Genomic DNA, 16,119 nt, shown 5'->3' on the forward strand with positions numbered 1-16,119 from the left:
AGGAAGCACAGGAGGCCAATCCACCCGAGCTCCCCGATGACGTCGAGGAAGATGTTGTGCGCCACGTAGGCGCGGTGCGCCTCCGGCGGCGCGTACTGGAACCACGCGTAGCGGAAGCCGCCCGCGCCCACGCCCAACAGCGGCTTGTCCAGGCTCATGCGGCTGGCCACCTGCCACGCGTAGACGCGGCCCATGGCGGACGCGTCCTCGTGGAACGACGCCACCGTCTCATTGCGCTGCCAGAAGCTCTTGGGCGCGAACACCGCCAGGCCCGCGACGAACACCGTGCCCAGCACGATGGCCTGCATGCGGCGCTTCTCACGGATGGCCCACAGCGCCATCGCCACCGACAGGCCAATGAAGCCGCCGCGCGAGTGCGACAGCACGATGGCCACCACCGCCAGCACCGCCGAAACGGCGCACAGCACGCGGAACACCCACGGGGTGCTCTTGCGCGCGAGGAACGCCACCGCGAGCGGCACCACCAGCACCATGTTCATGGCCATGTGGTTGGGGTCCGCGTACACGCCGACCCAGCGCGAACGGAAGCCCTCCACCATGTTCTCACCGACGCGGTACCAGTTGATGACGCCAATGGACGTCACGATGGCGCCCACCACCATGGCGCCGCACACCACCGCCAGCCGCTTGGGCGTGGTGATGACGTTGACGAGCGTCAGGTAGATGGCCGTGAGCTTGAGCAGCTCCACGCCCTGGAAGCGCGTCACCTCCGGGTTCACGCTCCACGCCACCGAGCAGAACGCCAGCGACGAGAACGCCAAGAGCGCGATGCCCCGCGCGCCGTCGAAGAAGATGGGCTCCGCCTTGCCAATGCGGCGCATCACCATCAGGCCCGCGCCCAGCCCTGAAGTCAGCAGCGCGAGCCGCAGCGGCTCCAGCGCGGGGATCCACTCACCCGGCACCGCGTACATCACCGCCGCGAACCCCGCGAGCATGTAGAAAGCCAGTACGTCGCGACGCTGCCCCTCCGCGCCCGGTCCCATGTACGCCACCCCTTCGCTGTCGGTCGCTCGTCCCGTCACACGCGTGCCCCTGGCCCTCGTGGAATCCCGGCTGTCCGCACCAACAGCGGACAGCTAGCGGGCGAGGGCCAAAGCAGCGCGCGTGCCAGAGGATGGCAACGCGGGAGGCCTGTATCTTCGGGAGGTTGCGTGCCCGCCCGGGACCGCCGGGCCGGGCAAGGCTGAAAAAGCTACGGGACCGGCGCGCTCTCCATCGGTAGGACCGCGGAGGCGATCAGGTCCAGCCGCCCCTCGCGCAGCCACGCCGGGCCCAGCTCCGACAGCAGCCGCGCCAGCGTGACGTTCACCACCCGACGCAGCTCCTCGCGAGCACCTTCCGGCACCGCGGGCGTCAGCGCCGCCACCGCGCGCTCCGCCGCGCTCGCGCGCAGCCGGGGGGAATCCGGGGTGCCTTCGAACAGGCGCTGGCCCAGCTCCACCGTGCGGCCCAGCGGCACGGGGCGCACGTCCACGCCCTCCTCCAGCACGGCCATGGACACCACCGCCGCCCACAGCCGCTCCACGCCCAGCACGTCCAGCGACACGCCGAAGCGCGCCAGCACGGTGCGCGCCGCGTCCTCCGTGCCGCCCAGGATGGCGCCCAGCGCCGCCACCTGGCCCTCCGCCCTCGCGAGCAGCGCCTCCGAGCCGGCCACCTCCCGCAGCGAACGGAACGGCACCGCTTCCGCGCCTGGCACGCGCAGCGCCCGGCGCGGACGCTTGCGCCGCAGGGCCTCCAGCGCGGCGGCCTCCTCCGGCAGCACCAGCGGCACGTCATCCAGCTTCACGAACGGCACCTTGAAGAGGCGGTCCGCGCGGTACTTGAGCTGGAGCGTGAGCGTGAAGCCCACCTGGAAGACGCGGCGCAGGGGCGTGTCGCGCAGCACCTCCGGCGCCTTCGCCGGGTCCGCGCCCGTCAGGTGCTCCAGGCCCAGCGACAGGTAGTCGCGCACCCATTCGCCCACGCGGCGCACGGCGTCCAGGTCACCCGGGTCGCCCAGCTCCGCGACGAGGACGGCGTTGGCCACCTCGCGCAGCTCGTCCTCCGCGTTCATCCGCTCCACGTCGGACAGGTCCCGGAAGGCCGCCTCCAGGTAGTCCACGTGGCCGCCCGCGGCGGTGAGCGCCGGCGTCCCCTTCCCCGTGGGGCGCGGGGGCACGTCCACGCGGCTGAAGAGCGTCAGCGCGTCCTCCAGCGAGGGGAAGCCCAGGTCGGCCAGGCGCGCGCGGCGGAACTGGAACGCGGTCTCCTCCAGCTCGGAGGGAATCTCCCAGCGCACCGCCTCGAAGAGGCGCACCGCTTCGAAGGGGTTCTCCGCGATGAGGTCGTTGAGGAGCGCGCGCATGGCGGACATCTCCACGCCCTCCACCTTGATCTCCACCAGGTAGCGCCCTTCCGGGGTCTCCAGCGTCATGCCCTGCGGGTTGACGTCCGGGTTCTCCTCCAGGTCGTGGACGGCGGTGAACTCCTTGAGGAGCGTCTCCACCACCTCCAGGTCCACCGCGTGCACCTTGCGCAGGAAGTCCTCCTGCTCGTCGCCGCGCGCGGCGCGCAGCCAGGTGAGGACGGCGTGCGGGTCCAGCTTGTCCTTCGCCCAGCCGCCCAGGTCCACGAAGGTGCGGAACTGCGCGGGCGACGCCAGCTGCACGAGCTCCGTCGTGTCCGCCAGCCCCACCTCCTGGATGGTGACGTAGAGGTCCTCCGCGGGCAGCGAGCGCACCAGCGCTTGCGTGTCCTCCGCGTCGAAGAGCGCCGCCACCCGCTGGCGCGGGGACAGGCGCATCAACCGCTGACGCTCCTCGCGGGGCGCGAGGGGCGAAACACCACCGTTCGTCTTGCCGTTCTGGGACACGCCGGGGGTGCTACCACAGCGCGCCCGGCCCCGGCAGCCTCAGACGCGGGTCGCCTTGCCGAAGGTGTCCAGCAGCGTGCCCCACACCTCCTCCACGCCCAGCTTCTCCGTGGAGGAGAACGGGATGACCGCCTCGCGGGGCAGCTCCAGCTGTTCCGCCAGCTTGTGCAGCCGGGGCTTGCGCTGCGCCTTCGTCAGCCGGTCCACCTTGGTGGCCACGACGAGGATGCGGCGGTTGTGCTCCTGGAGGTAGTCCAGCGTCTGCATGTCCTCCGGCGAGGGCCCCACCTCCGCGTCGATGATGCTCACCACCACCTCCAACCGGTGCCGGTTCTTGAGGTAGCTGGTGATCATCGCCTGCCACTGGGCCTTGTCCGCCTTGCTCGCCTTGGCGAAGCCGTAGCCGGGCAGGTCCGCCAGCCGCACCGTGTGGCGCACGCCGTCGCGGTCCAGGTCCACGTCGAAGAAGTTGAGCGTGCGGGTGCGCCCCGGCGTGTTGGACACGCGCACCAGCTTCCGCCGGTTGGTCAGGGCGTTGATCATGGACGACTTGCCGACGTTGGAGCGGCCGACGAAGGCCACCTCCGCGCCGTGGTCCGTGGGCAGCCCCTTGAGCTCCACGGCGGTGGTGACGAAGCGGGAATCGAGGATCTTGATCAAGCGGAGGTCACTTACTTCTTCGCCGTGGCCGGAGCCGGCGGGGTGGTGGCAGGGGTCGCGTCCGCGCGGGTCTGCTTGCGGGCGCGCTCCGCGGACCAGTGGTCGATGGCCTTCAGCGCTTCCTTGAAGTCGAACGGGCGCAGGGACGGCGAGGACGCGTCATGGCAGGTGCGGCATTGCTTCTCCGACGGGTCCACCAGCCCCACCAGCCGCGCCAGCTCCGGGTCCTTCATCACGTAGGACGGCGAGTAGTACTGCCCGCCGCCGTGGCACGTCTCGCAGGTGACGGCGGAGAGCTGCTGCTCCGCCTGGTCCGGCGCGTGGCAGGACAGGCAGCGCGCGTCCTTCTTCTGCGACTCCGCCAGCGTCTCCGTGGCCCGGGCGTGCTTGGACTTCATCCACGCGTCGTACGCCTCCGGGTGGCAGCCCTTGCAGCTGTCGGGGCCCGTGAAGTCCGCGGCGCCGGCGAGGCCGCCACCGAGGGCGAGCAGGAGGGCGGAAAAGACCCGGAAGGCACGAGGAGACATACCTTGAGCACGTAGCAGAGGCCCCAGGAGGGGGCAAGGCGTCTCGTTCGTGATTGAATACCGGGTGGACAGGTGCGTGGCTTGAGGTAACGGACCTTGAGGCGTGCCTGCCTGATCCGCTAGGGAGGAGTCGAGATGCGGACCCCCGTGATTGCCGTCCTGTGCGCCGTCGCTGTCCTCGCCGTCTCCCTGCCTGCTTCCGCCAGGCCGTGGCAGGGCATCGAGCCCGGGTCCTCCAAGAAGGAGGAGGTGCTCAAGAAGTTCGGCGAGCCGTCCCGGACCATGACCCAGGACGGCAAGGAGATTTTGGCCTACTTCCAGAAGGAGGCCATCAAGGGCACCACCCAGGCCCAGTTCAAGGTGGACCCCGCCACCCAGCTGGTGGAGCGCATCGACGTGTTCCCCGCGCCCATCATCGAGAAGGACACCATCGAGAACAGCTACGGCCCCGCGTGCCCGGGCGGCGCCATGCCCGCCACGCCCTGCTACCTGCGCAAGCTGACGGACGACTTCCGCACCTACTTCCTCTACGTGAAGCTGGGCGTGGCCATCTTCTTCAACGAGGACGGCAAGACGGTGCAGTCCTTCGTCTTCACCACGCCCAAGGCCGCGAAGTAACCCGTGCACGTCTTCGGCCTGACGGGCGGCATCTCCTCCGGCAAGAGCACCGTGAGCCGGATGCTGCGCGAGCTGGGCGCGCGCGTGCTGGACGCGGACGTGCTCGCCCGCGAGGTCGTGGAGCCCGGCACGCCGGGCCTGCAGCGCATCAATGAACGCTTCCCCGGCGTGGTGGGCCCCGACGGCCGCCTGGACCGGGTGAAGCTGGGCGCGCACATCTTCGCCAACGCGGAGGAGCGGGCCGCGCTCAACGCCATCGTGCACCCGGAGGTGCGCGCCCTCTTCCTCCAGAAGCTCCAGGCGCTGGAGGCCGAGGGCGTCACCCACGCCGTCTACGACGTGCCGCTCCTGATTGAGACGGGCCTGCACCAGGCCATGGCGGGCGTGGCCGTGGTGTGGGTGCCCCGGGACGTGCAGAAGGCGCGGCTGATGGCGCGCGACGGGCTCACCGAGGACCAGGCGGAGGCGCGGCTCGCCGCGCAGATGCCGCTGGACGACAAGCGCGCGCACGCGACGTGGGTCATCGACAACAGCGGTACGCCGGAGGCCACCCGTCCGCGGGTGGAGGCCGTGTGGCGGGCGATGCTCGCGCACGGCTGACGGGCGGTTATGCTGCGCCGCGAATGAGCGACACGGCGAAGACGCGGCAGGGCCCTGGCACCTACTTCCTCACCGGCTACCCGGGCTTCATCGGCAAGCGGCTGGTGGAGCACATCGCGCGGGAGGACCCCCAGGGGCACATCTACGCGCTCGTGCAGCCCAAGGCCTTCAAGGAGGCGCAGGCGCTCGCGGCGAAGGTGAAGGGCGCGCGCGTGGAGCTGCTCACCGGCGACGCGGTGGACATGCACCTGGGCCTGTCCGGCGAGGAGTACCAGCGCCTGTGCGAGCGGGTGACAGACATCTTCCACCTGGCCGCCGTATCGCAGCTGGGCGTGCCCAAGGAGACGGCGTGGCGGGTGAACGTGGACGGCACGCGCAACCTGCTGGAGCTGGCGCGCGACTGCGACAAGCTCTCCCGCTTCAACTACTTCTCCACCTGCTACGTGTCCGGCGACCGCGTGGGCGTCATCGCCGAGGACGAGCTGGAGCGGGGCCAGTCCTTCCGCAACGCCTACGAGGAGACGAAGTTCCAGGCGGAGCGGCTGGTGCAGCGCGCGGCCGCCACCCTCCCCGTCACCATCTTCCGGCCGTCCAGCGTGGTGGGCGACTCGCGCACGGGGGAGATTGATCGCTTCGAGGGCCCCTACTACCTGGGCATCCTGCTCGTCACGTCGCCGCTGGTGGTGCCGCTGCCCCTGCCGGGCAACGGCGTCGCGCCGCTCAACGTCGTCCCGGTGGACTTCGTGGTGCAGGCCGTGTGGCGGCTGTCGCGCGACGCGCGGGCGAAGGGGCGCACCTTCCACCTGGTGGACCCCAACCCCATGAGCGCGCGGCGCGTGTACGAGCTCATCGCGGAGAAGGCCCACAAGCGGCTGCCGCGCTTCAACCTGTCCGCGCGCGCCGCGGACGTGATGCTGCGGCTGCCCGTGCTGGAGAAGCTGGCCCGGCCCCAGCGCGCCGCCATCAGCTACGTGAACCACCTGGCCATCTACAACTGCCACAACACGCTGGAGCTGCTCGACGGCACCGGCGTGCGGTGCCCGCCGCTGTCGTCCTATCTGGATCAGCTCGTCGCGTACGTGCGTGAGCAATACAAGCAGCGCAAGGAGGGCGCGGAGGTGGAGGACCCGCTTGACCACGGACCGCTGCCCGCCTCCGACGACGGCGCGCCAGCGTCCCGTCCGCGCCGCTGAACAGGCTTCACGCCCGGGCGCAAGGTGCGGCGCGGCAGCGTGTTTCACGCTCGCGCCCGCCTGCCTGCTGCGGCTTATTCCAGACTGACAATTGTTACTGGGTTGCTAACGCAAAGATGCGGGGGCCCCCTCTTTTCAATGAAACAGTGTCCTGGTTAGCATGCGCTCCCACTGAATCCGGCGCGGTGAACACAACCGCGCCTGGAAGAGTGGGTTGGAGAGCAGCGCTTGCCGCGGACCGTTGACAGCCAATTCGAGTGGGCCGCCCCGGGTTCGGGTGTGGCGCTCCGGCCGTCCAGCCTGTCCAGGCACGTCGCTCCCGCCCTGCCCGCCTCGCGCGTGCTGCCTTTCCACGCTGAGCTGCCCGCGCACGTCGTCCATGCGACCCGTGGCGTTGGGAAGCGTTCCCTATCGGGCTGTTGTCCACCCACGGTCCGCCATCCGTAGGGAGCGGCCCGCCGTCCCCCGGCGGTCCTCTCCTCAGGCAGTCGTCGTCTCTCTGTAGTCCCCTCGTCCGGCAGTACATCACCCCCAAGAAGGAAGGCGCATGCGTCTCAGGGAAAAGCTGTTGACCAGCCTGCTGCTGGTGCCCGTCGCGGGTACCAGTGCGTGGGCCAAGGAGCGGTCGAACTACGACGCGTTCCTGGAGCAGCGGGACTCCCGCTCTCTCGCCGTGGATTCGAACACGGCGGTGTCCCGCGGGCTTCGCATCGAGCAGACCGAGCAGCGGCTCGGTGTCCCCACGTTCGCGTGGGCCGCTCAGGACGGTGCGCTGTCCAAGTCGGTCATCCGCAACGGCATGACGCCGGAGGGCGCGGCGCGCGCGCACCTGCAGTCGGTGGCGGACAGCTACCGCCTGACGAGCGACGACGTCGCGGGCGCCAGCCTGCGCTCCATGCACAACACCGGCAAGGGCGCCATCATCGCGACCTTCAGCCAGTCGGTGGGTGGCATCCCCGTCTTCCGCAATGAGATCAAGGTCGTCATGGGCCAGGACCTGCGCCTGGTGGCCGTGAGCGGCTACCTGGCTCCGTCCGAGCTGGGCCTGGCCGCGAAGGCCAAGGCGCGCGCCGGCTTCAACCTGGGCGCCGCGGACGCGGTGTCCGGTGCGTTCAAGGACCTGACGGGCTCCGGCACGCAGAGCGGCTCGTTCGTCAACGCGGGCACGAAGGGTGACTACACCTTCTTCGAGCTGGCCCCGTCCGCGAAGTCCGCGCTGCCGCAGGCCCTGGCCACCCCGGCCCGCGCCCGGCAGGTGTTCTTCATGCTGGCCGGCAAGCTGGAGCCGGCCTGGTACGTGGAAGTGAACGCCGGCCCCAAGGCCGCGCGCTCCAGCGAGTACTACGGCTACGTGGTCTCCGCGGCCACCGGCCAGGTCCTCTACCGCAACAACCTGACGGCGGACGCCGGCGCGGCGTTCACGTACAAGGTCTGGGCGGACACGACGTCTCCGTTCATCCCGGAGGACGGTCCCCAGGGCAACGACGCGACCCCGCACCCCACGGGCACCCGCGACAGCTACCAGGCCCCGCTGGACCGCCCGGCGCACGACGTCACCCTGGCCAACAGCCCCTTCAGCAAGAACGACCCCTGGCTGCCGGCCAACGCCACGCAGACCACGGGTAACAACGTGGACGCGTACGCGGACCTGTCCGCGCCGGACGGCTTCCAGCCGAACAGCGGCGACATGCGCGCGGAGACGACGAGCGACAACACGTTCTCGTACGTCTACGACACGACCAAGGCCCCGGGCACCAGCCCGCAGCAGATCAAGGCCTCGGTGGTGAACCTGTTCTACGTGAACAACTTCCTGCACGACTGGTTCTACGACTCGGGCTTCAACGAGGCCTCGGCCAACGCCCAGTCGTTCAACTTCGGCCGCGGCGGCGTGGAGGGCGACCCCATCCAGGCCCAGGCGCAGGACTACGGCGGCACCAACAACGCGAACATGAGCACGCCGGCGGACGGTGCGTCCCCGCGCATGCAGATGTACGTGTTCGACGGTACGCCCGAGCTGTCCGTCACGGCGCCCCAGTCGCTCGCGGGCGTCTACGAGGCATCCTCCGCGAACTTCGGCGAGGAGGCCTACGACACGACGGGCAACGTCAAGAGCGCCCCCGACGCCAACCTGAATGGCTGCGACGCGTTCGACGCCGGCTACTTCACCGGGAAGATCGCGCTCATCGACCGCGGCTCGTGCGACTTCAACGTCAAGGCGGACAACGCCCAGCAGGCGGGCGCGATCGCCACGGTCATCGTCAACAACACGGCGGGCAGCCCCATCCCAATGGGCGGCACGAACCCCGCGGTCACGACCCCGGCCCTGATGATCACCCAGGACGCGGGCGCGGCCTGGCGGGCGGCGCTGGCCACCGAGACGCTGACGGTGAAGTTCCTGCGCGAGCCGAACCAGGATCGCGACGGCACGCTCGACAACGGCATCATCGCGCACGAGTGGGGTCACTACATCAGCAACCGCCTCGTCGGTAACGCCGCGGGCCTGAACAACAACCAGGGCCGCTCGATGGGCGAGGGCTGGGGCGACTTCCACGCCATGCTGATGCAGGTCCGCGAGAGCGACCGTAACAAGGCCGGCAACAACAACTGGCAGGGCGTCTACAGCACCGCGGGCTACGTCAGCAGCGGTGGCAAGAACCAGGGCTACTACTACGGCATCCGCCGCCTGCCCTACTCGACGGACCTGACCAAGAACGCCTACACGTTCAAGCACATCCAGAACTACACCCCGCTGCCGCTGGAGCTGAGCACGGCGAGCAACATCAACAACGCCGAGGTCCACAACAGCGGTGAGGTGTGGGCCACGATGCTGTGGGAGTGCTACGCGAGCCTGCTGAACGCGCACCCGTTCGCGGAGGCGCAGAACCGCATGAAGCAGTACCTGGTCGCCGCCTACAAGGCGACGCCCAACGCGCCGACCTTCACGGAAGCCCGTGACGCGGTGCTGGCCGTCGCCCTGGCGTCGGATCCGGCGGACTACCAGCGCTTCGTGGCGGCCTTCGCCAAGCGCGGCATCGGCTTCGGCGCCAAGTCGCCGGACCGCAACACGTTCGACCACATCGGCGTGACGGAGAGCTTCGCGTCGGGCGGCAACCTGGAGGTCACCTCCATCGCGCTGACCGACACCCGCGGCGGCTGCGACCAGGACGGCATCCTGGACATCGGCGAGCAGGGTGAGCTGAAGATCACCGTGCGCAACGTGGGCGGCACCGGGCTGAGCGCCTTCGCGGGCACCGTCAGCTCCAACAGCACCACGGCCACCCTGCAGTTCCCCAACGGGACCACGGTGAACGTGCCGGCGCTGTCGCGCGGCGCCGAGGCCACGGTCACCCTGCCGGTCAACGTCACCGCGACGTCCAACGCCATCGCGACCGCGGGCCTGAACATCACCTTCGACTCCCCCGAGATTCCCGCGGAGGCGAAGACGGTGTCGTTCGACGGTCGCGTCAACTACGACAACGTCCCGGTGGCCTCCAACACGGAGACCTTCGAATCCGGCCTGTCGTCCTGGACCAACTCCAAGGTCTTCTCGTCCTCGGGTGACTTCACGCTGGAGGGCACGACGGCCAACCGCTACGTGCACGCCAAGGACCCGTCCACCGCGGCGGCGATCTCCCTGACCAGCCCGTGGATCAAGATCGACCCGGCGCAGAACTTCGTCTTCAGCTTCAACGAGCGTCACTCCTTCGAGAACGACTCCGAGCCCGCCTTCTACGACGGCGCGGTGGTGGAGTTCACCATCGACGGCGTGGAGTGGCTGGACATCTACGAGACGTTCGGCCTGAACCCGGGCTACGCCGGCTACCTCGCGGTGGGCGGAGAGAACCCGCTCGAGGACCGCGCCGCGATGGTGGCGGTGAGCACGGGCTTCCCCGCGTTCCGCACGGTGACCGTGAACTTCGCCAAGCGGTTCGCGAACGCCGGCATTGAGAACGTCCGCTTCCGCTTCGTCGTCGGCGCCGACGTGGGCGTGGGCGGCTACGGCATCGACATCGACAACGTGAAGTTCCAGGGTGCCACCCCCGTGTTCCAGGCCCAGGCGGAGCAGCCGGCCTCCACGGGGACGTGCAACCTGCGCCCGGTGGCCAACGCCGGTCCGTCGCGCACGGTCGCCGAGGGCACCATCGTCAACGGCGTCTTCCAGCGCACCACCGTCACCCTCAACGGCACGGGCAGCTTCGATCCGGACGCCGCCCCGGGTGACACGCTGACCTACAACTGGACGCAGACGGGTGGCTACACGCCGGTCACGCTGACGGGCGCGAACACCGCGACCCCCAGCTTCGTGGCGGACGTGGACTACAACGACATCCTCGCCTTCCAGCTCGTCGTCACCGACCAGTCCGGCAAGACGAGCATCCCGAAGACGGTGGAGATCGGCATCGCCAACGTGAACCAGGACCCGGTCGCGGAAGCCTCCGCTCCGGCCACGGTGAACGAGGGTGACAAGGTGGTCCTCGACGCCTCGGCCTCCACGGATCCGGACACCGTCGACCAGGGCATCCTGGAGTTCGCCTGGACGCAGACGGGCGGCCCGGCCGTGACGCTGACCGGCGCCGAGACGGACACGGCTTCGTTCACCGCTCCGGAAGTGACGGCGGACACGCAGCTGACCTTCACGGTCACCGTCATCGACTCCTCGGGCGCGACCAGCTCCAAGGCCGTCGCCGTGACGGTGAAGAACGTCAACCATCCGCCGGTGGTGGACGCGGGCGCGGATCAGGAAGTCGCGGCCCGCGCGGAGGTGACGCTGTCCGGCACCGCCACCGACGCCGAGGGTGACGCCATCACCTACGCCTGGACCCAGGTGAGCGGCACGACGGTGACGCTGTCCGGCGCCGACACGGCCACCGCGAAGTTCACCGCCCCCAACGTGGCCGCGGACGAGGAGCTGTCGTTCCGCCTCACCGTGACGGCTGGCGGCGAGTCTGCCTCCGACCTGGTCAACGTGAAGGTCAGCGTGGACAACCGCGCCCCCACGGTGTCCGGCACCACCAGCACCGCGACCGAAGGCGACAAGGTGAGCATCACCACCAACGCCAAGGATCCGGACGGTGACGCGCTCACCTACGCGTGGACCCAGACGGGCGGCCCGTCCGTGAGCCTCACGGGCGCCAACACGGCCAAGCTGGAGTTCACCGCGCCGTCGGTGAAGTCCGACACGGACCTCACCTTCAGCCTCACGGTCACGGACACGCACGGTGCGTCCGCTGAGGCGACCTACACGGTGAAGGTGAAGAACAAGGGCGGCGGCTGCTCCTCCACGGGCGGCTCCGCTGGCGGCATGGCGCCGCTGATGGCGCTGTTCGCGGCGATGGCGCTGTCGCGCCGTCGCAAGGCGTAAGCTGCGCGCTTCATCCTGAAGTCCTGAAGTGACGGGGGCGGTCCTCACGTTGAGTGGGGGCCGCCCCTTCTTCATTTCCGGTGGAACGTCCCCGGCCCGGGGATGCGGTAGGCTCGCGCGCCTCATGGCACGCACGTTCCAGGTGGGAGACACCTTCACGCACGTCCGCCAGTGCGACCGGCTGCGGCCGGTGTATTACGCGGGCGCTTCCGGGGACTACAACCCCATCCACATCGACCCGGAGGTGGGCAGGCAGGCCGGCTTCAACGGCGTCATCCTCCAGGGACTCTGCACGCTGGGCTGGGCCGTGGAGGCCGTGGCCGTCTTCGTGGGCGACCCGGGCCGGGTGCGCCGCGTGAAGGTGCGCTTCTCCCGGCCGGTGCTGCCGGAGGACACCGTCACCTTCCAGGGCCGCGTCACCGCCGTCTCGGCGGACCGGCTCACCACGGAAGTCACCGCCACCAACCAGCGCGGCGAGCCCGTCCTCCGGGGCGCCGTCGTCGAAACCTCGCTCGGATAGCCATGGCCCTGGACCCCAAGTTCGTCGGCCGTGCGTACGGCCCCTTCACCTACGAAATCGGCCGGGAGAAGCTGCGCGAGTTCTCCCTCATCCTCGGCGGCTCCGTGCCCTCCGCGGGCACCTTCGGGGAGCCCCCGGAGCACGTGAGCCCCCTGCTCTACTCGCAGGAGGCGGCCCAGGCGGGCCCGTACGGGGACGTCATCGCCTTCCCCAGCTTCGCGGTGGTGTTCGCCATCCGCCCCTTCAGCGCCGCCATCGCGGATCCGGAGCTGGGCGTGGACCGCGTGCGGCTGGTGCACGGCGAGCAGGAGCTGGAGTTCCTGGGCGTGATGCGCCCCGGGGACGTGCTCACCACCACGGGCGAAATCACGGAGCTCTACCGCAAGGCCGGCATGGACTTCCTCGTCGTCACCACGCAGACGCTCAACGCGAAGGGCGAGCCCGTGGTGCGCGGCGTGTGGACGGCGGTCATCCGCCCCGCGTGACGCGAGAAGCCCGCGCGCCTACTCGCCGGGGGCGATGATGCCCTCGTCGAGCAGCTGCGCGAGGATGCGCGCGGTGTCCAGGCGCGACATGCCGGACAGCGCGAAGAGGTCGTCGAAGCTCACCGCGCCGTCAATCTGCGCCAGCACGAAGCCCGCGCGGTGATCCAGGTTGAGCCAGATGATGTCATCCGGCTGCAACCGCACGCGCGGCATGCGGTTCAGGTCCCCCAGCCGCGCCTCCAGCATGGCCACCAGGATGCGCTCGCTGCGGTCGCGCAGCGCCTCCACGCGCGGGTTCTCCGGCGCCAGGGACTGCGCCCGGCGCAGCAGTTCCACCGCGCCGGAGTGGTCATCCAGCGCGAGCAGGTCCTCCGCGCCGCGCAGCAGGCTCTCCACCTCCGAGCCCTCCGGCAGTCCGCCCGCCGGCGTGAAGGTGTCCGGCAGCCCGAACTCCTGCGTGCGGTGCGCCTCCGCGATGAGGTCCAACGCGTCGCCGCGCACGCCCGTGCCCTCGGGGAGGCTCACGGATTCACGCAGCGGGGCGGCCACGGGTCCCGGCGCGGCAGGGCCGGCCCAGGCGCCCCACTCCGCCTCCTGCTCCGGGCCCGCCAGGTTCCACCCGGTGTCCCCGCCGGGCTCGGCCGGGCCGTCCCGCCCCAGCAGCCGGCGCGCGCGGACGTTGGCCGGGTCCAGCTCCAGGGCCCGGACGAAGAGCTTCTCCGCTCCGGCCATGTCGCCACTCAGTCGCAGCAGCAACCCGGCTTCGACCAGCGCCTTGGCCCGGATCGCGTTCATGGGCTACCTCCCCGGCGTTCCACGCGAGCCCGCGGAGCGCAGGAGCGGCAGACTCTGGGCCAGGGCCTCGCAGGCCCGGGTGAGCGCGCCCACGTCCTCCGCGCCGCGCGCCTGCCGCGCATGGTCCAGGGCGGCCTCCGCGCGGGCGATGACGTCGGGTGACAGGCCTCCGGCGCCGGGCATCAGCCGCACGCGCGACAGCGCGTCCACCAGGTCGCGCGCCAGGGTGTCCAGCTCCACGCGCCTGGACTTCAGCTCCTCCGTGTTGCGCGCCGCCACCAGCCAGTCGCGCTGCTCGTCCATGATGCGGCGCAGCTCGTCCTCGGTGAGGCCGCTGGACGCGGTGACGGTGATGGACTGGCGCAGGCCCGTGTCACGGTCCCTCGCGGACACGGACACGATGCCCTCCGCGTTGATGTCGAACGTCACCTCAATCTCCACCTGCCCGCGCGGCGCCTCGCGCAGGCCGGTGAGGAGGAACTCGCCCAACAGCTCGTTGTGGTGCGCGAGCTCGTGCTCGCCCTGGAGCACCATGATCTTCACCGTGCGCTGGAAGTCCTTGGAGGTGGCGAACACCTCCGTGGCGGACGTGGGCACGGTGGTGTTGCGGGGAATCAGCCGCCGCACATAGCCGCCCGCGATGGCCACGCCCATGCTCTGCGGCGTGACGTCCAGCAGCAGCAATTCGCTCTCTTGCCCCACCAGCGCGTGCGCCTGGATGGCGGCGCCCAGGGCCACCACCTCCTCCGCGTGCACGCCCTTGCAGGGCTCGCGGCGGAAGTACTGGCGCACCTGCTCCACGATGCGGGGCATGCGTGACATGCCCCCCACGAGGATGACCTCCTTCAGGTCCGAGGGGCGCACCTTCGCCTCGCCCAGCACCTCCGAGGTGATGCCCACCAGGCGCTCGCCCAGGTCGTTGGTGAGCTCCTCCAGCTTCTCGCGGGTGAGCGTGGACTGCAGGTGCAGCGCGGCGCCTCCGCCCGGCGGCGTGCAGATGAAGGGCAGGTGCACCTGCGTCTCCTTCACCGACGACAGCTCCACCTTCGCCTTCTCCGCGGCGTCCTTCAGCCGCTGCAGCGCCATGCGGTCCTTGCGCAGGTCGATGCCGTGCTCCTTGGCGAAGCCGAACACCATCCACTCGAGGATGCGGAGGTCCCAGTCCTCGCCGCCGAGGAAGGTGTCACCGCCGGTGGCCACCACGTCGAAGATGCCGTTGTTGATCTCCAGCACGGACACGTCGAAGGTGCCGCCGCCCACGTCCAGCACGGCGACCTTCCCGTTCACCGTGCGCCCGAAGCCGTAGGCCAGAGCGGCGGCGGTGGGCTCGTTGATGATGCGCAGGACGTCCAGCCCCGCGATGCGGCCCGCGTCCTTGGTGGCCTGGCGCTGACCGTCGTTGAAGTAGGCCGGCACCGTGATGACGGCCTGGGTGACGGGCCGGCCGAAGTGCGCCTCCGCGTCCGCCTTCAGCTCCGCCAAAATCATGGCGCTGACCTCCGGCACGGCGAGGTCGCGGCCCGCCAGCCGGATGCGCACGTCGTCGTGCTGGCCGCCCACCACCTGGTACGTGAGCGCGCGCAGCGCGTCCTGCACCGGGTGCGAGGAGAACTTGCGGCCGATGAGGCGCTTGGCCGCGGACACCGTTTCCTGTGGATTGGTGATGGCCTGCCGCTTGGCGATGCCGCCCACCAGCCGCTTGCCGTTCTTCGACACCGCCACCACGGACGGCGTGAGCGGCTGTCCGGTGCGGTTCTTGATGATGATGGGCTGACCGTCCTGCACCGTGGCGACGAGGCTGTTCGTCGTCCCCAGGTCGATGCCGATCAGCGGTTCGGGCTCAGCAGCCATGGGGACGCATGCACCTCATCACGTGAACGTCCAGCGCAGCTTCTTGAGGCCAGCGCGAGCGTCGGCGTTGTCGGGGTCCAGGCGCACGACCTCCTCGAAGTGGTGCTTGGCCTGCTTCTTCTGTCCCGCCACCAGCAGCACCTGCGCCAGGAGCAGCTGGTAGTCCGCGCGTCCGGGCTTGAGCTCCACGGCGCGCTGCGCGAGCTTGAGCACCTCCTGCGCGTCCTGCGTCAGCTCCCGTCCCACGCGCGCCGCCTGGTAGGCCGCCTCCGGGTGGTCCCCGTTGAGCGACACGGCCAGCTTGTACGCCGCCTGCGCGCCCGCGAAGTCCCCGCTCATCTCCAGCTGCTGGCCCCGGTCCACCTCCGCCTGCGCGCGCGACAGGTCGTGCTTGCGGCGCGCCTCCATCAACAGCTGGGTGACCTCGCGGTTCTTCGGATCCAGGCTCAGCACGTGGTTGAAGTCCTGGTACGCGCGCTCGAAGTCCCCGCGCGCGGTGGCCGCCCTGCCCCGGGCGATGAGTTCCGTGAGCTTGTGGCTGCGCGCCATGTACGGGTGCCGGGCGAAGCGGGCCTGGCGCTCGGCGCGGCGGGCCTCGGACTCCGGATCCTCCGGGGGCGCGGCGGCGGGGGG

13 protein-coding genes are annotated in these 16,119 nt (G+C 70.2%); 6 read left to right on the forward strand and 7 right to left on the reverse strand.

The genetic code is table 11. The annotated features are described in order from the left end of the window. The 4 genes from D7X55_RS20690 to D7X55_RS20705 form a co-directional block, all read right to left on the reverse strand. Positions 1–1,004 (reverse strand): O-antigen ligase (locus D7X55_RS20690; RefSeq protein WP_121723968.1); only part of this gene is annotated, 1,004 nt, incomplete at its 3' end. Between the two features lie 209 nt (positions 1,005–1,213). Next, positions 1,214–2,875 carry a DUF6178 family protein gene (locus D7X55_RS20695; protein WP_120547854.1) on the reverse strand — a complete coding sequence of 554 codons (1,662 nt, stop codon included), beginning with the start codon at positions 2,873–2,875 and terminating at the stop codon, positions 1,214–1,216. Positions 2,876–2,914: 39 nt separating this feature from the next. Next, complete coding sequence (gene yihA / locus D7X55_RS20700; RefSeq protein WP_120547855.1) at positions 2,915–3,535, reverse strand: ribosome biogenesis GTP-binding protein YihA/YsxC; 621 nt, start codon at positions 3,533–3,535, stop codon at positions 2,915–2,917. Positions 3,536–3,546: 11 nt separating this feature from the next. After that, positions 3,547–4,062 carry a multiheme c-type cytochrome gene (locus D7X55_RS20705; RefSeq protein ID WP_120547856.1) on the reverse strand — a complete coding sequence of 172 codons (516 nt, stop codon included), beginning with the start codon at positions 4,060–4,062 and terminating at the stop codon, positions 3,547–3,549. A gap of 135 nt (positions 4,063–4,197) precedes the next feature. Between D7X55_RS20705 and D7X55_RS20710 the strand changes: the two genes are divergently transcribed. The 6 genes from D7X55_RS20710 (at position 4,198) to D7X55_RS20735 (ending at position 12,840) form a co-directional block, all read left to right on the forward strand. Beyond that, positions 4,198–4,680, forward strand: a complete 483-nt coding sequence (locus tag D7X55_RS20710; RefSeq protein WP_120547857.1) for a hypothetical protein — start codon at positions 4,198–4,200, stop codon at positions 4,678–4,680. Positions 4,681–4,683: 3 nt separating this feature from the next. Then, on the forward strand, positions 4,684–5,280 hold the full coding sequence (gene coaE, locus D7X55_RS20715) for a dephospho-CoA kinase (protein WP_120547858.1): 597 nt from the start codon (positions 4,684–4,686) through the stop codon (positions 5,278–5,280). 23 nt (positions 5,281–5,303) lie between these two features. After that, entirely contained in the window at positions 5,304–6,473 is a 1,170-nt protein-coding gene (locus D7X55_RS20720) for an SDR family oxidoreductase (protein ID WP_199747042.1), read from the forward strand. A gap of 547 nt (positions 6,474–7,020) precedes the next feature. Further along, positions 7,021–11,835: a myxosortase-dependent M36 family metallopeptidase gene (locus tag D7X55_RS20725; protein ID WP_120547860.1), complete on the forward strand. Its 4,815-nt coding sequence runs from the start codon at positions 7,021–7,023 to the stop codon at positions 11,833–11,835. A gap of 124 nt (positions 11,836–11,959) precedes the next feature. Further along, positions 11,960–12,355, forward strand: coding sequence for a MaoC/PaaZ C-terminal domain-containing protein (locus D7X55_RS20730; RefSeq protein WP_120547861.1), 396 nt, complete (start codon positions 11,960–11,962; stop codon positions 12,353–12,355). 2 nt (positions 12,356–12,357) lie between these two features. Next, positions 12,358–12,840, forward strand: a complete 483-nt coding sequence (locus D7X55_RS20735; protein ID WP_120547862.1) for a MaoC family dehydratase N-terminal domain-containing protein — start codon at positions 12,358–12,360, stop codon at positions 12,838–12,840. A gap of 18 nt (positions 12,841–12,858) precedes the next feature. On the opposite strand, the gene D7X55_RS20740 is transcribed toward D7X55_RS20735, so the two are convergent. The 3 genes from D7X55_RS20740 to D7X55_RS20750 form a co-directional block, all read right to left on the reverse strand. Further along, on the reverse strand, positions 12,859–13,635 hold the full coding sequence (locus D7X55_RS20740; RefSeq protein WP_120547863.1) for a tetratricopeptide repeat protein: 777 nt from the start codon (positions 13,633–13,635) through the stop codon (positions 12,859–12,861). A 3-nt stretch (positions 13,636–13,638) separates the two neighbouring features. Next, on the reverse strand, positions 13,639–15,486 hold the full coding sequence (dnaK, locus tag D7X55_RS20745; RefSeq protein WP_120547864.1) for a molecular chaperone DnaK: 1,848 nt from the start codon (positions 15,484–15,486) through the stop codon (positions 13,639–13,641). A gap of 18 nt (positions 15,487–15,504) precedes the next feature. Then, on the reverse strand, positions 15,505–16,119 hold a 615-nt coding region (locus D7X55_RS20750; protein ID WP_147470154.1), incomplete at its 5' end, for a tetratricopeptide repeat protein.

The sequence above is a fragment of the Corallococcus sp. AB049A genome (genome assembly GCF_003668885.1).
GTDB classification, from domain to species: Bacteria; Myxococcota; Myxococcia; order Myxococcales; family Myxococcaceae; genus Corallococcus; species Corallococcus interemptor.